Raw genomic sequence first — 19,966 nt, forward strand, 5'->3', positions numbered from 1 at the left:
ACATTTTTGGGTTGAATGCATGTAAAACTGCAACTCATATCCGGTCCTGCATTTTCTTGTCTAATAAATCACCCTTGTTCCCAGTTGACGAGGTGCCCATTTGTGATAATTTGCCGGCCAGCCTATGTTAGGTTAAGTTTTATTTTTGATGTATTTACATTTTCTAGTTGTTATTTTCGCTTTGGACTAATGCGCATCTTCATGCAGCATATAGTATTTTAGTCGCTTGATTGGTTTTGAATGGCTTGGTCAGCCATAGTTTCGTTCAGGGGTTCCACCTTCCATGAGTGGGTATTTTTTTCAAGCGCTACTGTTCGCGTTCACCGTTTCAGCCCTGGTATGTGGCTTGATCGTGGCGACGCAAAAGCTTCACCGCCGGTTTTCCGACCGTCGCAAGGACACCGCGGCTGTCCAGTGCGCTCATCGGATGTCGACGCCAAGATTTGGCGGAGTGGCTTTCCTGATCGCCCTGGTGTCTTTCGGCATGCTCATACCAGATGCGTCCGGACATGATCTCCAGTTGTTGCTTCCTTCGCTGGTGCCCGTTTTCTTTGCCGGTCTGGCCGAGGATTTTGGCTTTCGCCTATCGCCGCGCGACCGGCTGATTGCTGCTGCTATCTCTTCCTTGCTTGCGATTTTGCTGTTCAAACTCTGGATTCCGAGAGCGGACATTCCGCTGGTTGGCGCGTTTGTCGTCTTCGCGCCATTTGCGGTCGCTGTGACCATATTCGCGGGAGCGGGCATTTGCCACGCGTTCAATCTGGTCGATGGCGTCAATGGTCTTTCCAGTCTGATCGCCGTTGTCGTCGCGACTTCTCTGGCGGTGATTGCTGGGCAGAACGGTCTGTTTGACGTGAGCGCCTGGTGCGCCATCGTGATTGGCGCTCTGCTTGGATTTCTGCTGTTCAACTTCCCGTTGGGCAAGATATTCCTGGGAGATGCCGGCGCTTATGGCGTCGGCCACATTCTGGCATGGCTTGCGTTTGTGATGTTGAACCTCGTTCCCGATCTCAGCCCCTGGGCGCTGCTGCTGATCTTTTTCTGGCCGATCGCCGACACGCTGCTTGCCATATTCCGCCGCCGCATCGCCGGCCGGCCGGCCGATCAGCCGGATCGGTTGCATTTTCACCAATTGGTCATGCGCACGCTGGAGATCGGCGTGCTCGGGCGCAAGGCGCGGCATATCAGCAATCCGATGACCACGGTGATCCTGGCGCCCATGTTCACCGCACCAGCCGTTGTCGGCGTGTTGTTCTGGAATAATTCAGTGGCGGCAGCGCTTGCGCTCGTCTTTTTTGCCGGCCTGTTTGTCTTGACCTACCGCTTCGGCGCACGGTTGGCGGCCTGCCTGCGCGTTCATGTCGGTCATGAGTTTCATTTCGATTGGTCGTTCCATCCCAGGATACTGTCGCATAGAGAAGACGGATGATTCCACCGGCCTGACAGGAGGTCTTTGTCGCACAGCTTTTGCCTGATCCTGGCGCCGGCGGGAAACAAGTGCGGGATTTCTTCTGGATTGCGCAAACCTGAAGATGGCAAGCGGCATGCAACTTGCGCTTCTCCGGAATTTCGGTGACTATGAATTCCGGCTTTGGAGGGAAACGTTTGTGACGAAACTTGCACACCCGGTATTACGATCCTTTTACTCGCTCCCATGTCGGGGGCGTTGCTGATTATGCGGTTGTTTTCGATGCGATTCAGATTTCGATCAGTTTCGCGGAGAGCCATTTCCTGACCGTCAGACCATTTATCAGGCTGAAAAAAAGAAGGCCAAGGGCTATGTGCCGAGGGAGAGGCCGTGTTTGCAATGAAGACTTTCATCTGTCCGACAGTGTCGCTCGCACCCAGTAGCACATGTTCAGCATGCACGGCCCCAACCGCCGACAACTTGACTGGCTGGACCGCTTGGTCTATCGCCCGGACGGCTCACTCAGGACGAACCGCGTGAAAAGAAAACGGGATCGCCTGACGGCAGGACCAACACGATTTATAGAAACGGCCTGAGTTTTTGAGCGACATGCAGAATAGCAAAATCAATACTGAAAATGATGAAATCGATCTTCAGAAAATATTCTTCGTTTTCTGGAGGCGTAAGTTACTGATAGGGCTGATTTTTGTCGTATTTGTCCTGGCGGGGGGCTACTACGCCTTTAAAATGACGACTCCGATCTATCGGGCATCTTCAGTCCTGATGGTAAGCAGCCAGGCGGAGACAGTTATCGATCTGCCGAGCGTTCTGGCGCAGCTTGGAACAGACGATGTCGCTCTCAAATCCGAAATCGAAGTTATCAGGTCGCGAATACTACTCGGAAAGGTCGTTGATAGTCTGGATCTGACGTCAGATCCGGAGTTCAACCGGTCTCTGAGGGAGCCGACGGTGGTTTCGCAACTGATCGCCTACATTAAGAGCCTGCTGCCGATGGAGGATGAGCCGGAAGACGAAGCCGTCGATCCGGATTGGACACGCGACCGGGTGGTGAATGCGTTGCTGGACAGTTTTACGGCAACCGTGGTTCCAGACACCACCACCTTCAGAATTACCGTGAGCTCGGAAGATCCTCGCAAGGCGGCGCTGATTGCCGATACGATCGCCGAGCAATATGTCCAGCGGCAGATCGACGTCAAACGCGGCGCCACGGTCGATGCGATCGACTGGCTTAGCGAGCGCGTTGCCGAACTGAAGCTTGCGCTCGAAAAATCCGAAAACGCCGTAAAACAGTTCAAGACCGATACGCCGCTGACCACGCCCGAGGTGCTGAGCGGGCTGGAGCGCCAACTGAAGTCGATCCGCGACCGCATCGCCGAGACGCGCCAAAGGGTAGCAGCCTCGGACGATTTTTTCGCCGCGCTTGAACAGGCCACCACCTATGAGGAGAAAGCCGCTCTTCTCGGTGACCCCACGCTCATTGACCTTGCGGCAAACGCCTCCCGCAGCAGAAGCGCTGCATCGCGCTTCAATGCGCGAATGGAAACCTTGCTTGCTGAGCGACGCAGGGATGCTGCAGAGATTAAAAGCCAGCTAGCCTCGCTGGAAACTGCGGAAGCGTCTCTTGAGCAGAGAGTTCAGACGGAAAGCGCGGCCTATCTCGAGTTGGAGCAACTGACCCGAGAGGCGGAAGCCAATCGCACGCTTTACGAATATTTCCTGGCGCGCCTCAAGGAAACCTCCGCGCAGCAGGGCGTGCAGCAGGCAGACAGCGTGATCCTTTCTTATGCCGTCGTGCCTGAGAGCCCAAGCGCGCCGTCTAAAAGTCGGATCGTTCTTCTTTCCGGGCTTCTGGGCCTCGTTTTTGGTTGCGCGCTCAGCCTGCTGCTCGAAATGCGGCACAAGACCTTCCGGACATCACAGGAGCTTGAGCAACTGACGGGTCTGCCGGTGGTCGGCATGCTGCCTCTCGTGCCGGCAAAACATCGGAACGATTTCTTTCACTATCTTCAAAGTCACCCGACGTCGCCGTACGCCGAGGCGGTGCGCAATCTCAGAACATCGGTTCTGCTTGCCCATCTCGATAATCCGCCGCAAGCAATTCTCATGACCTCCTCCATACCCGGCGAAGGCAAGACATCGAGCAGTATCGGTCTCGCGCTTAATTTTGCCAGTATGGGGAAGAGGGTCCTTCTGATCGAGGGCGATCTGCGTCGGCTGACTTTCCATTGGTATTTCGGGAATTCCAAAAATACGGCCGGCCTGATTTCCGTGCTTTCGGGTAAAAAGTCGCTTGAGGAAACCGTTTATCACCACGACGAACTCGATATCGATGTGCTGTTTGGAGAGCGTTCGTCGAGAAATGCGGCCGACGTTCTTTCCTCCCGGAAGATGGACGAGCTTCTCCGCGAAGCTCGGAGCAAATATGATTTCGTCATCATCGACGCGCCGCCGGTTTTGATCGTCCCGGATGCCCGCGTAGTAAGCCAGTTCGTGGATGCCATCCTCTTTGTCGTCAAATGGGATTCGACCCACCATCACCAAGTCGAAGAAGCGGTTCGTTCGTTCGAGGAGGGCAAGGTTGAGGGACTGGTCCTGAACCAGATCGATCCAAACGGTTTCAAGCGGTATGGCTACAATTATGGCTATGGCTATGGCTATGCCGCCCACTACGGCGACAAGTATTACGATACGGACGACGACTAGCGCCTTGCCAGCCCCTGTTGCACAGCGGAGAAAACCTTTCGTCGCTGTGCTTTCGGCATCTCCATAAAATCGACGCAAGCGCATGCTCTTTCGGTCAGGAGGCCGATGCGCTAGGTTTGCGCACGAATGGAGCGGGGTTATCTGTATGTATCTGACGCGACGCGTGTTTTCTCTTGGGGTAATTGCCGCGACGCTTTCAGCGTGCACGAACAGCTCGGTGGGCAGTTTTTCCTCCGTCGCCGATCCGGCGATGCGGCCGGTGGCCAATTCTGAGTGGAACGCGTGGGTGGCCGGGTTCAAGAGCCGCGCGGCCGCGCGCGGGATTTCCAACGACACGCTGGCGGCGGCGTTCGCAAATGCCGGATACACGCCGGGGGTCATCGAGCAGGACCGCAACCAGACCGAATTCAAGCGCACGCTGGAAGACTATCTGGCCATTGCCGGCTCCGATGAGCGGGTCGCCAAGGGGCGCGCCAATTATGCCCGCTACCGCGATGTTCTGGAGCGGATCGAGGCGACCTATGGCGTCGACGCCAATGTGATTGTCGCCATCTGGGGACTGGAGAGCATGTATGGCGAGCGGCGCGGCAGCATTCCGGTGGTCTCGTCGCTCTCGACGCTCGCCGTCGAGGGGCGGCGCGGCGCTTTCTTCGAAAGCCAGTTGGTCGGGGCGATGCGGATCCTGCAGAACGGCGATATCACGCCCGAGCGGATGACCGGAAGCTGGGCCGGCGCCATGGGCCATACCCAGTTCATCCCGACCTCCTATCTCGGCTACGCCGTCGATTTCAACGGCGACGGGCGGCGCGATATCTGGGACGCCGATCCGACCGATGCGCTTGCGAGCACCGCGAACTATTTTGCCCGCTCGGGCTGGCGGAAAGGCCAGTCCTGGGGCGGCGAGGAGGGATCGCCGGGCGCCGCCGTCGATGGCACCAGGATACAACCGCAGGCGGGCGGTCCGGTCTTCGTCGTGGGGCACAATTTCAACGTCATCAAGCGCTACAACAATTCCACCAATTATGCGCTGGGCGTGGGATATCTCGCCGACCGGATCGCGGGCGCCGGCCCGCTCAGGGGCAGCTTTCCCGACGACAATTACGGCTTCAGCGCCGACCAGCGCAAGGAATTGCAGTCGCGGCTTTCAGCGGCGGGCTACGATGCCGGCACTATCGACGGCGTGTTCGGCGACCAGACCCGCGCGGCGATCACGGCCTATCAGCGGCAGAACGGGCTGAATGTCACGGGCGAACCGTCCATGGCTCTGCTGCAAAGGCTGAAGTGAAAACGGCCATTCCAATATAACCGGCATCGGGCTTCCGGCCATGCCTTGCGGCATGCCATTGACAGTAGCCCAAAAGCCGGACAAAACCTGACTATTCCGAGGGGTGCATCCTGCGATGCTGAGACGGCGGTGAGCCGGACCCTTGAACCTGATCCGGGTCATACCGGCGTAGGAACGGAAAATCTGGCCGCTCTGCCATAACCTTTCTCTTCTCCGCCGGTCTCCGTGATTGCAACATCCTGGGGATCGCATCATGAAGCCTTGCTTTCCGATACCATGCGCATGAAGGCGATCCGCAGCACCGCCGGACGGTTTGCGGACGCGCTGGAAACGGCGCTCGGCATGCTCGCCGCCGTCACCCTGATGGCGATGCTCGCCCTTGTCGTGGCGGGCGTCGTGCTGCGCTATGTCTTCCACACCGGCGTCGTCGGCATGGAGGATCTGGGCGTGTGGCTGAATATCGCGCTGATCTCGGCCGGCCTGCCGCTTACCCTTTCGGGCCCGCTGTCGATGCGGCTCGATGGTCTTGCACGGCTGCTGCCCGATCGGGCATCCGGCCTGCTCGCTGTCGTGGCCGATGGCTTCAGCGTCGTCGCGGGACTGATCCTGTGCCTCGGCGGCCGTGACGCGATTGCCTTGCTTGGCGGAATGTCGCCGACCCTCGGTGTGCCGGAATGGGTCCGCTTCGCCTTTCCCGCAGCGGGTGGGCTGGGACTGCTCGCGCTGCTCTGCTTGCGCCGACTGCAGCGGTCGAGCGGCGCTCGGCTGCTGATCGGCTTCGCGCTCGGCGGGTTTGTTTACTGGGCGGTCGGCCGGTTCGCGATCGATTTCGCCCTGCCAGCCAGCCTGCCGCTCGCGCTTGCCGCGGCGCTCGGCCTCATGGCCGGCGCGCCGCTTGCCCATGTGTTTCTGGCGTCATCCTATGGCGCGATCACCTTCGGGGCGTTGCAGACGGAGCAGGCGATCATCGCCAATACGGTGGCCGGCATGTCGAAATTCCTGCTGCTGGCGATTCCGTTCTTTCTGCTTGCCGGCGCGTTTCTGAAGCTTTCGGGCGCGGCCGGCAGGCTCGTGCAGTTCGCGGCTTCGTTGGTCGGCCATTATCGCGGTGGGCTGGCGCAGACGACGCTTTTGACCGGGGTTCTGTTTTCCGGCGCGTCCGGTTCCTCCGTCGCCAATGCGGCCTTTGCCGCCTCGACCTTCCATCCCGAACTGGTGCGCCATGGCTATCCGCCCGCCCGCGCCGGGGCGCTTGTTGCAGCATCCTCGGTTCTCGACAACGTCATCCCGCCGTCGATTGCCTTTCTCATCCTGGCGACGGCGACCAATCTTTCCGTCGGCGCGCTGCTTGTCGGCGGGCTGTTCGCCGGCCTGGTGATGGCGGCCTTTCTCGCCGTCGCCATAAAGCTTGCGATGGGGGCCGCGAGCGGCGCGCCGCCGGCTTCGTCCGAAACGCGCAGGCGCGCCGGGATCGCGGCTCTACCGGCCTTCGGCCTCGGCCTGATCGTGGTGTTCGGCATTCGCCTGGGCATTGTCACGACCACCGAGGCGGCGGGTCTTGCCGCCCTTTACACGCTGATCCTGGCGGCCACGTCCCGCCGCTCCGGTTCCAGCATTGTCGCCGCCTTCCGCCAGTCGGCGGCAGAGGCGGCGGCGATCGGTCTCCTGATCGGGACGGCGGCGCCCGTCGCCTTCCTGCTCGCGATCGACGATATCGCCGGTCTGGTGCGCCAGGTCGCCGGCCTGTTCGGCGGTAGCGCCGTTGCTGTGCTCCTGCTCGCCAATGTGATCCTGCTGATTACGGGCCTGGTGATGGATATCGGGGCGGCGATCCTGCTGCTTGGTCCCGTCCTGCTGCCGGTTGCCGTTGCCGCCGGGATCGATCCGATCCGCTTTGGCGTGATCCTCGTCGTCAACCTGATGATCGGCGGGCTCACCCCGCCGGTTGGCATGCTTGCCTTCGTGGTCGGCGGCGTCACCGGCCTTTCGCCGGAAAGCCTGTTCAGGGCGATGCACCCCTTTCTTCTGGCGCTTCTCGCAGCCCTGTGCGTCCTCACCCTCTTTGCCGTTCCCGTATGAAAGGTTTGTCTGTCATGACTACGCTCAACCGTCGCCATCTCCTGAAAACAGGCGCCGCCGCCGCCGCAATGCTTGCCGCCCCCGCCTATCTGCGAACCGCCAGCGCTGCCGCGCGCGATGTCGTCATCGCCTCGCTCCTCGGCGAGGACAAGCCGGAAACCATGGTCTGGCGCTTCTTCGCCGATGCGGTCGAACGGCGGCTTCCGGGCCGGTTCCGCTTCCGGATCGTGACCAATGGCGCGCTTGGCGGCGAAAAGCAGGTGGCGGAGAATATCCGGCTTGGATCCGTGCAGGCGAGCCTCTCCACCGTTTCGGCGCTTTCGGCCTGGACGCCGCAACTACAGCTGCTCGACCTGCCTTTCCTGTTTCGCGATGCCGCCCATCTTCGCGACGTCGTCACCGGCCCTGTCGGCGACGATCTCTCGGCCCGGCTCGCGCAAGAGCAGTTCATCGTCGGCGGTTTCATCGATTACGGGGCCCGCAACCTGCTGGCCAAGGAGCCGGTCACGCGGCCCGGAGAGATGGAAGGCAAGACCATCCGCGTCATCAACACCCCGCTCCACACGCGCCTGTGGAGCGCCTATGGCGCGACGCCGGTCGGCATCCCGATCACCGAAACCTATAACGCGCTCGCCACCGGGGTAGCGGATGCCATGGACCTGACGAAATCAGCCTATGCCGGGTTCAAGCTCTACGAGGTGGTGCCGTTCATGACCGAAACCCGCCATATCCGCGCCGCCGGCGTGCTCTATTTTTCCGCCGGCTTCTGGAACAGTCTCGACCCCGAAACACAGGCCGTGCTCAGCGCGATCTCGGCGGAGGCCACGCTCTATTTCAACCGGCTGATCGTTGAGGACGAGGCGCAGTCCGTGGCGCTTGCCGAGGCCAATGGCGCCACTTTCCTTGAGCCGGAGGAGATGGAGGCCTGGCGCGCGGGGGCGCGGGGCGTGTGGAGCGATTTCGCACCCGTCGTCGGCGGGATGGACACAATCGAGGCGGTGGCGCAGGGCTGAGTTTCGCCCGAAACCGGCATTGCCGTTCAACCGGTGACCTTCACCTGATTGCGGCCCTCCACCTTGGCGGCATAGAGTGCGCGGTCGGCGAGCTCGATGATATTGGGCGGCGAAACCCGCGGGCTGAAGACGGATATGCCGATGCTGACCGTCAGCGTCTGCTTCTGTCCGTCGGGGAGGATGAACGTCTGCCCGGCGATGGTGTCGCACAGGCGCTCCGCGATCGCCGTCGCCTCGTAGGTTCGAAGGCCCGGCAGGATCATCGCGAATTCCTCGCCGCCATAGCGGTAGGCCCGGTCATTCTCGCGCGCCGTCAGTTCGATCGTATCCGCAACCTGCCGGAGCGCGTCATCCCCCGCCAGGTGTCCATAGGTGTCGTTGAACTGCTTGAAATGGTCGACGTCGATCATCAGCAGGGAGAACGGCTCGCCGCTCTCTTTCGATACGGCGATAGCCTCGTCGATCGCGCGGTCGAACTCGCGGCGGTTGTAAAGGCCGGTCAGGCCATCAGCGCGCGCGGCCGCGGCCAGGGCATCTTCCTGCCGGTTGATCTGCTTGAGCATGGTGTTGAAGGCGTTTGCGACCGAGGCGAGTTCCGGCGGGACCTGCACCTCGATTTCGCGGTTGCGCGTGCCGCCGGCCACCAGCATCGCGCCTTCCACCAGTTTGTCGGTGCTGCGGATCAGCGCCTGGTCGATGATGAATATGCCGATCCCGGAAAACACCAGCGCCAGAACGCCCGCAATCGCGGCAAAGCGGTCGAGCCGCTCCATTGTTTCGAGCGCTTGTCGGTGGCTCTCCTCGTTCAGCAGGCGCATGCTCTCGGCAATGCTTTCCACGCGCTTGCCGGTTTCGCCGATGACGCTTTCGAACCGCATCAGGCGCTGATCGGCGCCGCCGGGCAGAGGGGCAACGTCTGAAGCGGCCTGCAGCAACAGCGCCCATTGCTGGCTCACGCCTTCGAGCACAGGCTCGAACGAGGGGTAGTCATCGGTTATCATTTCCAGATCGCGCAGATTGGCGGCGATATCGCGCTCGGCCGCCTCGAAACGATCGCGGTAGCTTTCGTCGCCGGTCTGCGCGAAATCATTGACGTCGGTGGAGATGTCCCAGAGGTTGCCTTGGATCCGCTCCAGCGCCAGCGATACCTTGTGCTGGGTGTGAAGGACCTGCCGAAAGGGTTCGCGCAGTTGATCGCGATAGTCCAGATACCAGAAGGCGGAAAGGGCCGCGACCGGCAGCAGCGCCATCATGAACCCGACGATCAGCCAGGCCCTGAGAGAAAGCCCGCGGAACCAGCGGCCAAACAGGCCGGGATCACCCGATTTGTCCATCCAACAATATCCCCTGCGGCGTCATGCCGTTGTTCGCTTTTTCGGTGTGTTTCGGTGGTGCTGCACTAAACCGAACAGGGGGGCGAGTTCAACTATCTCCAAGTTGTCATTTGGGCCCGGACGGTAAGCCGCGTCGAGCATGCGCGGCGCTTTCGTCGGACGATTACGCGGCGGGATGGACCCAGCAGCTCGGCAGCGAGTGTTTTCGCAGCCGGCGGTTGATAACACGGCTCCTTGGCCGGCGTGGGTCGCGAGATGAAAGCCTGCGTGACGCTGCTACCCGTACATCAGGTTCGGCAGAAACAGCACGATGCCCGGCACGAACAGAAGCAGCGCCACCAGCGCCATGATGGCGGCGATGAACGGCCAGGATTCCTTCACATAGTCCTCGATCTTGGTGTCCAGCAGGCTGCAGACCGTGAACATCGCGACGCCGACCGGCGGCGTCATGCCGCCGAAGGTGACGATGGTCATCATCAGGATGCCGAAATGCACCGGGTCGACCCCCGCCTTGACCACAACCGGAACGAGGATCGGCGTCAGTAGCAGCACCAGGATCGTGCTTTCGAAGAACAGGCCGGCGATGAACAGGCCGATCAGGATGACGGTGACGATCAGAACCGGATTGGCGAGGCTCTCCAGCATGAATCCGGCGACGCTCTGCGGCACCTGAAGGAAGATGATCGCGAACCCGATCATGCCCGACATCAGGATGATCAGCATGATCAGGCCGATATCCGACAGCGCATGGCCGAAGGCCCGCTTGATCGTTTCAAAGGTCATCACACGGTGGGCGAAGACGCCGACGAGGATGGCGTAGACCACCGCAAACGCGCCGACTTCCGATGGCGTGAACAGACCGCCGCGGATCGAGCCGATCAGTAGCACGGGAAACAGCAACGCCCATTTGGCGCCCCAGGCGGCGCGGCCGAGTTCGCCGGCGGTCGGCTTCCTCATGTCGCTCATGACGTAGTTGCGCTTGCGGGCGACGAGCCAGGCGGCGACCATCAGGAACGCCATCATCAGCACGCCAGGCACGATGCCCGCCATGAACAGCCGGCCGATCGAGACCTGGCCGACATAACCATAGAGGATCAGGCCGATCGACGGCGGAATGGTCGCGGTGATCAGCGAGGACATCGCGATCACGGCGGAGGAATAGCCCTTCGAATAGCCGTTCGAGATCATTTGCGGCCCGAGCACGCGCGCTTCCATGGCGGCGTCGGCGACGGCCGAGCCGGATACGCCGCCCATCAGCGTCGACAGGATGATCGAGACCTGCGCGAGACCGCCCGCCATCCAGCCGACGGCGACCTTGGAGAAGGTGAACAGCCGGTCGGTGATGCCGCTTTCGTTCATCAGATGTCCTGCGAGCACGAAAAACGGCACGGCCAGCAGCGGAAAGCTTTGCGAAACGGTCGCGATTTTCTGCACGCCGATCGAAACCGGCATGATGTCGGAGGTCAAAAAGAAGGTGAAGCCCGAAATGCCGATCGCGAAGGCGATGGGCGCGCCAAGCAGCATCAGGGCGAAGAACACGATACCGATCAGGGCCATGGGCTTACTCCGCCGGACCGGTATGGACCACCGGCTGCTCGGGGACTGTCGTGCGGGTGAAGATCAGCATCCCGTCCTTTACATTGCGCCAGGCCTGCCAGAGATTGCCGAGGATCGAGATCGACAGCATCACGCAGCCGGCAGGCACGGCAATCGTCACCCAGGCATAGGAGAGGCCGGAGTCGCCGAACTGGCGTTCCTTGTTGAGCATGGTGAGCTTGTAGCCCTCATAGGCAAGCAGCATGAGAAAGGCCAGGAACAGCGCTGCAAGCGCCGTTTCCAGCGCCAGCCGGTAGCGGTGCGGGAACGGGCGGACCAGGAAATCGACGCCCAGATGGCCACGCTCGCGCATGGCCCGCGTCGCGCCGATGAAACAGAGCCAGATGAACAGAAGCTGCGCGAGATCGACGGACCAGATCAACGGATGGCCGAAGAAACGCATGGTCGCGGCGATGAACACAAGAAAGGTGATGACCGCAAGCAGGGTCGCGCCTGCAACATACTCGATCTTTGCGAGGAAACCGGGCATGGTGGCCCCTCCCGATATGGCGCGAGGAGCGACAGCTCCCCGGTGTGTTTTTCCCGGGCTTCCGCGGTGGAAGCCGAATGCTGTTTCCGGCCGCGCCCCGAAGAAAGGGCGCGGCCGTCTTTATCTCAAGCGGGTCCGGCCGCCTTACTGCGCGGCGATGGCCTGCAGCTTGTCGCGCAGAGCGCCATAGCCGAGATTGTCGTAGACCACGGCGGTCCGCTCCTTGAACGGGGTGACGTCGATTTCCTCGACCGTCACGCCATTGTCTTTCAACTGCTGTTCGAGGCTCGCCAGCGCGTCGCGGGTGCCGTAGGAGGCGATGTCGCCGGCCTTCAGCGCTTCCTCGTGCAGGATCGTCTGCAGGTTTTCCGGCAGCGAATCCACCCATGCGGCGGATGTGATGAGGCCGGTGATCAGGTTGATGTGGCCGGTCAGCGTGATGTTGGTGATGACCTCGTCGAGCTTTGCGCCGACGACGGCGGGAAGCTGGGCTTCTGCTCCATCGATGACATTGGAGGAGATCGCGGAGTAGACCTCGCCCCAGGGCATCGGCGTCGGCGTTGCGCCCATGGCCTCGATCGTGCCGGTCCAAACGGGCGCGCCGGGCGTGCGCATACGCACGCCGGAAAGGTCGTCCGGTCCGTTGATCGGCTTCTTGGTCAGGAGATGGCGTTCGCCCTGCCACCAGTTGAAGCTCAGAACGTCAAGGCCGGCCTCGTCGTGAAGCGTGGTCGCCCACTCGTCGAACATGTCGGAGGTGACGACCTTGCGGATGCCGTCATAGCCATTGGCGAGATAGGGCGCGCCCAGCACGCCGAATTCGTTGACGAAGACGGCGAGGCGACCGCCATCGACCACGACCGCAACCGGCGCGCCGGCACGGGCCTGTTCCAGCACATCCTCGTCGGGACCAAGCTGCGAGTTCGGGAACAGGCGCACTTCGAGCGCGCCATCGGAGGCCTCGGCAACATTGTCGCGGAAGGCCTCAAGGCCCTTGTAGAGCGGGTCCGTGGTGGCCAGCGCCGTGTTGACGCTGAGCGTATAGTCGGCGGCAAGCGCTGTGCCTGCCATCAGGCTTGCGGCAAGGCCGGCGAGCGCGATGCTTTTGATATTGGCGATGTAGTTCATATCGTCCTCCCATTCAGACGGCGGGGCTTTGCCCCGGTGGCAATGTCCGGGGCCTAGCGTCCCGGCTCCTCGAAAAACTCAGGCTTTTCCTCGAATATCGCGGGCAGGTCGCTCAGGATTTCGCGCAAGTGCCCGCGCGCCGCGGCCTCCGCCGCTTGCTGGTCGCCTGCGCCGATCGCGTTGACGATGGCTTCATGCTGGTCGGTGAGCTTGACCATCGGGAAGCGCAGCAGGCTGAGATAGCGCACGCGGTCCATCTGCACCTTCAGCCCCTCGATCAGGGCCCAGGCGCGCGCCTTTCCGGCGGCGTCGGCCAGCGTCTTGTGAAACAGTTCGTCGAGCTTGATGAAACGCGTGGCGTCGGTGCGGGCCGCTTCGCGCTGTTCCTGCAACTGGAGCCGCAATTCCTCCACCAGCCCGGCGTCGGGTCTTGCGGCCAGAAGCTTGACGATATCGGCCTCGATCGCCTCGCGCACGAAGCGCGCATCCATGACCGCGGCCTGCGATATCCGGCGTACGAAGGTGCCGCGCTGCGGACGAACCTCCAGCAGACCTTCCTCCGAAAGCTTGATGAAGGCTTCGCGCACCGGCTGGCGGCTGACGGAAAAGCGGGCAGCAAGCTCCGATTCGGAAAGCCTGGAGCCCGGCGGCAGATCGTTGTGAAGGATGAGATCACGCAGAATGCCATGCAGCTGGGCGCCGACCGGCGCGCCCGGAGCAATTGTCGTTTGCACTGTCTCTGGCAGCATTGCGTTCCTCCCTATGGCTTCAGGTTGCACCATACTTCCATACTAGTCAACAGGACATTTCGATGCTAAGCCTGTGGCGTGGTCATCCGGGTGTTTGCGCGCCCGGGACCGGCTGCCAGAGCGCGTCCAGGAAAAGTGGATACCGTTTGCTGGCCGGACACGCGTAAAAACAAATGGATAGGGCATTTCCGGGGATCCGGTTTTCATCGGAAATGCTCTATTGAGATGAAGAATGCTTCGGGAGAGAGAGTATGCGGCAGACATGGCGCTGGTTTGGACCTTTGGATCGCGTATCGATCGACGATATGCTGCAGGCTGGCGTTGAAGGCGTTGTCACCGCGCTGCATCATCTGCCCACCGGCGAGGTCTGGACGCCGGCCGAAATCGAACGGCGGCAGACCGAGCTGTCGCTGATGAGCGACGGCGCGCCGTCCGGGCTGAAATGGGAAGTGGTGGAAAGCCTGCCGGTTTCGGAGGATATCAAGAAGCAGAAGGGCGACTGGCGCCGCCATATCGACAATTACAAGATCAGCATGGCAAATCTCGCCGAGGCCGGGATCGAGACCATCTGCTATAATTTCATGCCGGTGCTGGACTGGACCCGCACCGATCTTGCCTACCGGCTGAAGACCGGCGCGACCTGCATGCGTTTCGACTACGCCGATTTCGCCGCCTTCGATATCCATATCCTGCAGCGCTCCGGCGCCGAAGAGGACTTTGCCGAGGATGTGCGCGCCGAGGCCGGCCGCCGGTTCGGCGAAATGGATGAAGCGCGCAAGGCTGAACTTGCAAAGAACATCGTCTTCGGCCTTCCCGGGGCGGCCGAGAGTTTCACGCTGGAGGATGTGCGCCGGCACCTCGCCGAATATGCAACGATCTCAGCCGAAGGGCTGAGGGCCCATTTCATCGATTTTCTGGAAGAGGTGACGCCGGTTGCGGAAGAGCTTGGGCTCAGGCTTTGCTGCCACCCCGACGATCCGCCCTTCGGTCTTCTGGGCCTGCCGCGGGTGATGTCGACGGAAGCCGATTACAGGACGATGATGGAGGCTGTCGATAGCCCCGCCAACGGCATCACGCTATGCTCCGGTTCGCTGGGCGTGCGGCCCGACAATGACCTGCCGGGGATGATGGGGCGGCTGGGTGACCGGGTGCATTTCCTGCACCTGCGCAATGTCCATCGCGAGAGCGCCAACATTGCAGGCTCATTCTATGAATCCGAACATCTCGGCGGCGATACCGATATGGTGGCGCTGATGGCGGCGGCGATCGCCGAGGAGCGGCGGCGCAAGGCCGCGGGCCGCGCCGACTGGAACATCCCCTTCCGGCCCGATCACGGCCTCGACATTCTCGATGATCAGAAGCGCAGGGCCCAGCCCGGCTATCCGGCGATCGGCCGGCTGAAGGGGCTTGCGGAACTACGCGGCATCCTCAAGGCTCTGGATCGCTGATCTCCTCGTCGGCCTCGGGCAGGGCGAAGGTCATCGCCAGAAGGTTTTCGCGCAGCCGGTCGATATCCGCGCCCACGACCTTGTCGATCCGGTCGTGGGTCTGCCGCCAGATCGGCACGGCTTTTTCAAGCAGGTTGAGGCCTTCATCCGTCAGTTTCAACCGGCGCACGCGCCTGTCCTTTTCGTCCTGGAACGAAGTCATCAGGCCGCGGCGCTCCAGCGGCTTGATGCTGGCCGTCAGCGTGGTGCGGTCCATCGCCAGCACATGGGCAACCTCTGCCACGCGCGGCGGCTCGGGCCGGTTAAGCGAGACCAGCAGCGAATACTGACCGTTGGTCAGCCCCAGCGGTCGCAGCACCTCGTCGAAATACCGGCCCACGGCCCGCGCGGCGCGCTGGAGGTGAAGGCAGATACACCGGTCCCGTACTTCAACGGTGACTGACAGGGGTAGACTTTCGCGCATATCCGTGCCTTTATGTTGATATCAACGTATGTTCCGCAACGGACAAAGTCAAGATATCGGAGGATTTCATGGCGTATGTAGACGGGTTTTTGGTCCCTGTTCCCGCTGAAAACAAGAAGGCCTATGTGGATTTATGCGCACAGGCGGCAAAAAAATTCCGGGAATGGGGCGCGCTCGACTATGTCGAATGCTGGGGCGATGACGTTCCGGAGGGCAAGGTGACCTCTTTTCCCATGGCGGTGAAACGTGAGGAGAACGAAGTCGTCGTGTTTTCCTGGGTGGTTTGGCCGGACAAGGCGGTGCGCGACGCGGCCTGGCAGAAAATGTTCGATGACCCCGAAATGGGCGAGATGAAAATGCCGTTCGATGGCAAGCGCATGATCTTTGGCGGTTTCGTGCCGGTGTTCGAACTCGACGCATAAACGCCGCGTTGACACTGTGTCTCGCCCTTCGCCGCCTTCGAGGACAGAATCGGGCTTGTCATTTTCAGATTGCCCCCCTAAGTTTACCTCGCCGGTCCGGTTGGGCCGGTGACGTTCTCAGGGCGGGGTGAAATTCCCCACCGGCGGTAATTGCTCAAATCAAGCATCAGCCCGCGAGCGCCTTTTTCGCCAAAACGAAGAAGGGTCAGCAGATCCGGTGTAACTCCGGAGCCGACGGTTAGAGTCCGGATGGAAGAGAACGAAGCGTATCGACGCGCGGAATCTACCCTTTTGCGAGGGTATTTTACGCTGTTATTACGCTTTTTGCCCTGCTGGCGTCTTGTTGCAATAACGAGGCCAAGGGCATGATCACAGCCCCGGACATAACGATATCATCAGCCGAGCATGCCGCCTTGCGGCGTGCGCTTGAGGGTGCCGCGCGCTTTGCCGGCGCCACCTCCCCAAATCCGCCGGTCGGTTGCGTGCTGCTGGACGAGCACGGCGCGGTGCTGGCCGAAGGCTATCACATGAAGGCCGGCGAGGCGCATGCCGAGGCGGCGGCGATCGCCAGCGCCCGCGCGCTTGGGGTTTTCGGTCGCATTCATACCGTGGTGGTCACGCTCGAACCCTGCAACCACCATGGCCGCACCCCGCCCTGTTCGGACGCGATCCTTACGACGCCAGCGCGGCGCGTGGTCATCGGCGCGGCCGATCCCAACCCGTCGGTTAAGGGCGGCGGCGGCGCGCGGCTGAAGGCGGCGGGGCTCGATGTCGTCTTCATCGCCGACGAACCGGAACTCCGTAGCCAGAGCGTTGCCGCCAGGCGACTGATCGCGCCTTTCGCCAAACATGCCCGGACGGGAAGGCCCTGGGTCACCGTCAAGCAGGCGGTGGACGAAACCGGCGGCATGGTCCCGCCGGCCGGCCGCAAGACATTCACCTCGAAATCCTCGCTGGTGTTTGCCCACCGGCTGCGCCGCCGGGCCGATGCGATCCTCACCGGATCGGGCACGGTGCTGGCCGACAATCCTGAATTCACGGTGCGCCATGTGCCCGATTTTCCCGGAAAGCGCCGGTTTCTGGCGGTGCTGGACCGCCGGGGGCAGGTGCCGCCGGACTATCTCGAAGCGGCCCGAGCGCGCGGTTTCACCGTGCTCAATCCCGCCGGCCTTGACGAGACGCTCGCCATGCTGGGCGCGCGCGGCGTGCTGGAAGTGCTGGTCGAGGCTGGACCGTCGCTTACCGCCGCCGTGCTTAATGCCGGCCTTGCCGATGAGCATGTGCTGATCACCAAGGGGAATCCCGATCATATCGCGATCACCCACGCCAATCCCGAATTTGATGCAGTGAAGGGCCTTGGAGAAGACCAATGAAGATGGAACGCGATTTTTCGATGGAGCCGGTGGAGCGTGCGCTGGAAGCCATGCGCGCCGGCGGCATGGTGCTGCTGGTCGATGACGAGGCCCGCGAAAACGAGGGCGATGTCGTGGTCGCCGCCGAGTTCGCCGATGCCGCCGCCGTCAATTTCATGGCCAAGCATGCGCGCGGGCTGATTTGCCTGACGCTGACGGGCGCCCAGGTCGACCGTCTCGGGCTGCCGCCGATGGTGTCCGACAACCGCGCTCGCCACACCACCGCGTTCACCGTGTCGATCGAGGCGGCGGTGGGGATCACCACCGGCATTTCCGCGGCCGAACGCGCCCACACGGTTGCCGCCGCCGCCAATCCGGATGCGAAGCCCGGCGATGTGGTCTCGCCCGGCCACATGTTTCCGCTGCGCGCCGTTGAAGGCGGGGTCCTTGCCCGTGACGGCCACACCGAGGGCGCGGTCGATCTCGCCCGGCTCGCCGGCCTCAATCCGGCTGCGGTGATCTGCGAGGTGATGCGCGACGATGGCGAGATGGCCCGCCGCGACGACCTGATGGCGTTCGCCAAACAGCATGACATGCCGTACCTGACGATCGCCGAGCTTGCCGAATACCGCATGCGCACCGAAATCCTCGTTGACGAGGTGGCGTCGGCCAACCTGCCTGTCGCGCAGGGCGCGTTCAAGGTCCACGCCTTCACGAGCAGGATCGACGGCGTCGAGCATCTGGCGTTGGTCAAGGGGCCGCTTTCGGCGAACCCGCTGGTGCGGGTGCATTCGGAATGCCTGACCGGCGACGTCTTCGGTTCGCTGCGCTGCGATTGCGGCGATCAGCTTGCCGAAAGCATGGCGCTGATCGGCGAAAAGGGCGGGGTCGTGGTCTATCTGCGCGGGCAGGAGGGCCGGGGCATCGGACTTGCCAACAAGATCCGCGCCTATGGCCTGCAGGAGCAGGGGCTCGACACCCACGCGGCCAATCTGGCGCTCGGCCTGCCCGCCGATGCAAGGCAATATTATACCGCGGCCCATATTCTCAAGAGTCTCGGCGTTTCAAGGCTGCAGCTTCTGTCCAATAATCCGCAAAAGCCCGAGGCGCTCGCCCGCTGCGGGCTGACAGTTGAAAAGCGCCTGCCGCTGATCATCGCCACCAATCCTCACAACGAAAATTATCTTGCCGCCAAGCGCGAAAAGTTCGGGCACACTCTGCCGATCTGAACCCTGGCTGCCTGTTCGGGCGCATCTTGACACTGAAAGGAAACAGCGTGTCCCATCGCATCGCCATCGTCATCTCCCGCTTCAACGAAAAGGTCACCACCGGCCTTCTGAACGGCGCAAAGGCCGAACTCTCTGAGCGCGGCGCGCCGGTCGCCGACGCCGATATCTTCGACGTGCCGGGCGCCTTCGAAATCCCGCTGGTCGCTAAGAAGCTCGCTCAAACGGGCAAATTCGCCGGCGTCGTCTGCATCGGCGCGGTGATCAAGGGGGAGACGGCGCATTTCGAATATATCTCGGAAGCCGCCGCCCACGGGCTGATGCAGGTCTCGCTTGAAACCGAAATCCCCGTCACCTTCGGCATCCTCACCACCTACACCGCCTTCCAGGCCTTCGAACGCTCGGGTGACGACGAGCACAACAAGGGCCGCGAGGCGGCGGCTGCCTGCGTGGAGGCCCTGGAAGCGCTGGCAAAGGTCGCCGCGGCTTGAAAGCTGGCGACCGCCCCCGCCGGCCGTTCGTCGGCCGGGACGGTTTTTTCTTGTCAAAACGGACTTCGCCCGTCATCCATGATCTCGATGTGAATGGAGGACGAGGCTATGGCGGGCGCATTGAAACCGGAATTTCTGATTGCGGACGAGCAGGAGCTGCGTTCGCTGTTTCCGGCAACGCATGACCTTGCGGTGAAAAAAGCGCAGACGCGCCTCGACAGGCATGCGATCGATTTTATCGCGCGCTCGCCGTTTCTCTGTATCGGCACCCAGGCGGCCGATGGGCGGGCGGATGTCAGTCCGCGCGGCGATCCGCGCGGGTTTGTGCATGTGCTCGACGACAAGACGTTGCTGATCCCCGACCGGCCGGGCAACAACCGGCTCGACACCCAGTCGAACATCCTCGCCAATCCTTCGGTCGGCCTGATCTTCATGGTGCCGGGCTTTGACGATACGCTGCGGGTGAACGGCCGGGCCGTGATTACCCGCGATCCCGATCTGCTCGCGCTTTTTGCGGTCAAGGACCGCCTGCCGCTGACCGCAATCGCGGTCCATGTCGAGGAAGTCTTCCTGCACTGCGCCAAGGCCTTCCGCCGCTCCAAACTCTGGGACCCGGAAAGCCGCCAGGACCGCAGCGAAATGCCCTCGCTGGTGAAGATCATCCTCGACCAGATCGACGCAGCGCCGGAGGATCCGGAGGAGATGAAGAAGATGGATGATGCGCTGGAGGAGGGGTATCGGAAGTCGATGTATTGAGG

The 19,966-nt window shown here is 62.0% G+C and carries 17 protein-coding genes and 2 riboswitches; of the genes, 11 read left to right on the forward strand and 6 right to left on the reverse strand.

Going from position 1 to position 19,966, the window contains the following annotated elements; genetic code table 11:
* The first annotated feature begins 283 nt into the window (after positions 1-283).
* The 5 genes from V6767_RS18405 (at position 284) to V6767_RS18425 (ending at position 8,509) form a co-directional block, all read left to right on the forward strand.
* A complete protein-coding gene (locus V6767_RS18405) occupies positions 284-1,429 on the forward strand; it encodes a glycosyltransferase family 4 protein (protein WP_448474788.1) in 1,146 nt (381 codons plus the stop codon).
* Positions 1,430-2,017: 588 nt separating this feature from the next.
* Positions 2,018-4,132, forward strand: a complete 2,115-nt coding sequence (locus V6767_RS18410) for a GumC family protein (RefSeq protein ID WP_448474789.1) — start codon at positions 2,018-2,020, stop codon at positions 4,130-4,132.
* A 217-nt stretch (positions 4,133-4,349) separates the two neighbouring features.
* The gene (locus tag V6767_RS18415; RefSeq protein WP_448474790.1) at positions 4,350-5,417 is read left to right on the forward strand and encodes a lytic murein transglycosylase; all 1,068 of its coding nucleotides are present in this window, start codon (positions 4,350-4,352) and stop codon (positions 5,415-5,417) included.
* Between the two features lie 89 nt (positions 5,418-5,506).
* Positions 5,507-5,609, forward strand: a riboswitch (TPP riboswitch).
* Between the two features lie 90 nt (positions 5,610-5,699).
* The gene (locus tag V6767_RS18420) at positions 5,700-7,496 is read left to right on the forward strand and encodes a TRAP transporter large permease (protein ID WP_448474814.1); all 1,797 of its coding nucleotides are present in this window, start codon (positions 5,700-5,702) and stop codon (positions 7,494-7,496) included.
* Positions 7,497-7,510: 14 nt separating this feature from the next.
* Positions 7,511-8,509, forward strand: coding sequence for a TRAP transporter substrate-binding protein (locus V6767_RS18425; RefSeq protein ID WP_448474791.1), 999 nt, complete (start codon positions 7,511-7,513; stop codon positions 8,507-8,509).
* A 26-nt stretch (positions 8,510-8,535) separates the two neighbouring features.
* Here V6767_RS18425 and V6767_RS18430 read toward each other — a convergent pair whose 3' ends face one another.
* The 5 genes from V6767_RS18430 to V6767_RS18450 all read right to left on the reverse strand — a co-directional run bounded on the left by V6767_RS18430 (position 8,536) and on the right by V6767_RS18450 (position 13,806).
* Positions 8,536-9,843 (reverse strand): diguanylate cyclase, encoded by a 1,308-nt coding sequence (locus tag V6767_RS18430; RefSeq protein ID WP_448474792.1) that lies wholly within the window; start codon positions 9,841-9,843, stop codon positions 8,536-8,538.
* A gap of 276 nt (positions 9,844-10,119) precedes the next feature.
* Entirely contained in the window at positions 10,120-11,400 is a 1,281-nt protein-coding gene (locus V6767_RS18435) for a TRAP transporter large permease (protein WP_018064516.1), read from the reverse strand.
* Between the two features lie 4 nt (positions 11,401-11,404).
* Complete coding sequence (locus V6767_RS18440) at positions 11,405-11,929, reverse strand: TRAP transporter small permease (RefSeq protein ID WP_448474793.1); 525 nt, start codon at positions 11,927-11,929, stop codon at positions 11,405-11,407.
* Between the two features lie 144 nt (positions 11,930-12,073).
* On the reverse strand, positions 12,074-13,057 hold the full coding sequence (locus V6767_RS18445) for a C4-dicarboxylate TRAP transporter substrate-binding protein (protein WP_448474794.1): 984 nt from the start codon (positions 13,055-13,057) through the stop codon (positions 12,074-12,076).
* A 53-nt stretch (positions 13,058-13,110) separates the two neighbouring features.
* Positions 13,111-13,806 (reverse strand): GntR family transcriptional regulator, encoded by a 696-nt coding sequence (locus V6767_RS18450; protein ID WP_448474795.1) that lies wholly within the window; start codon positions 13,804-13,806, stop codon positions 13,111-13,113.
* A gap of 251 nt (positions 13,807-14,057) precedes the next feature.
* On the opposite strand from V6767_RS18450, the gene uxuA reads away from it, so the two are divergent.
* Complete coding sequence (uxuA, locus tag V6767_RS18455; protein ID WP_448474796.1) at positions 14,058-15,254, forward strand: mannonate dehydratase; 1,197 nt, start codon at positions 14,058-14,060, stop codon at positions 15,252-15,254.
* Here the strand turns inward: uxuA and V6767_RS18460 are convergent.
* Positions 15,235-15,717 carry a MarR family winged helix-turn-helix transcriptional regulator gene (locus V6767_RS18460; RefSeq protein WP_448474797.1) on the reverse strand — a complete coding sequence of 161 codons (483 nt, stop codon included), beginning with the start codon at positions 15,715-15,717 and terminating at the stop codon, positions 15,235-15,237. The genes uxuA and V6767_RS18460 overlap by 20 nt on opposite strands.
* 68 nt (positions 15,718-15,785) lie before the next feature.
* Between V6767_RS18460 and V6767_RS18465 the strand changes: the two genes are divergently transcribed.
* From V6767_RS18465 to V6767_RS18485, 5 genes are all read left to right on the forward strand, one after another.
* Positions 15,786-16,139 carry a DUF1428 domain-containing protein gene (locus V6767_RS18465; RefSeq protein ID WP_448426907.1) on the forward strand — a complete coding sequence of 118 codons (354 nt, stop codon included), beginning with the start codon at positions 15,786-15,788 and terminating at the stop codon, positions 16,137-16,139.
* Between the two features lie 109 nt (positions 16,140-16,248).
* A riboswitch (FMN riboswitch) is annotated at positions 16,249-16,404 on the forward strand.
* Between the two features lie 100 nt (positions 16,405-16,504).
* Entirely contained in the window at positions 16,505-17,512 is a 1,008-nt protein-coding gene (gene ribD, locus V6767_RS18470) for a bifunctional diaminohydroxyphosphoribosylaminopyrimidine deaminase/5-amino-6-(5-phosphoribosylamino)uracil reductase RibD (RefSeq protein WP_448474798.1), read from the forward strand.
* Positions 17,509-18,720 (forward strand): 3,4-dihydroxy-2-butanone-4-phosphate synthase, encoded by a 1,212-nt coding sequence (gene ribB, locus V6767_RS18475; protein ID WP_448474799.1) that lies wholly within the window; start codon positions 17,509-17,511, stop codon positions 18,718-18,720. The genes ribD and ribB overlap by 4 nt, the downstream gene beginning before the upstream one ends.
* Positions 18,721-18,767: 47 nt before the next feature.
* Entirely contained in the window at positions 18,768-19,208 is a 441-nt protein-coding gene (ribH, locus tag V6767_RS18480) for a 6,7-dimethyl-8-ribityllumazine synthase (RefSeq protein ID WP_448474800.1), read from the forward strand.
* Between the two features lie 108 nt (positions 19,209-19,316).
* Complete coding sequence (locus tag V6767_RS18485; protein WP_448474801.1) at positions 19,317-19,964, forward strand: pyridoxamine 5'-phosphate oxidase family protein; 648 nt, start codon at positions 19,317-19,319, stop codon at positions 19,962-19,964.
* Positions 19,965-19,966: the final 2 nt, after the last annotated feature.

It is taken from the genome of Martelella sp. FLE1502 (genome assembly GCF_053484255.1).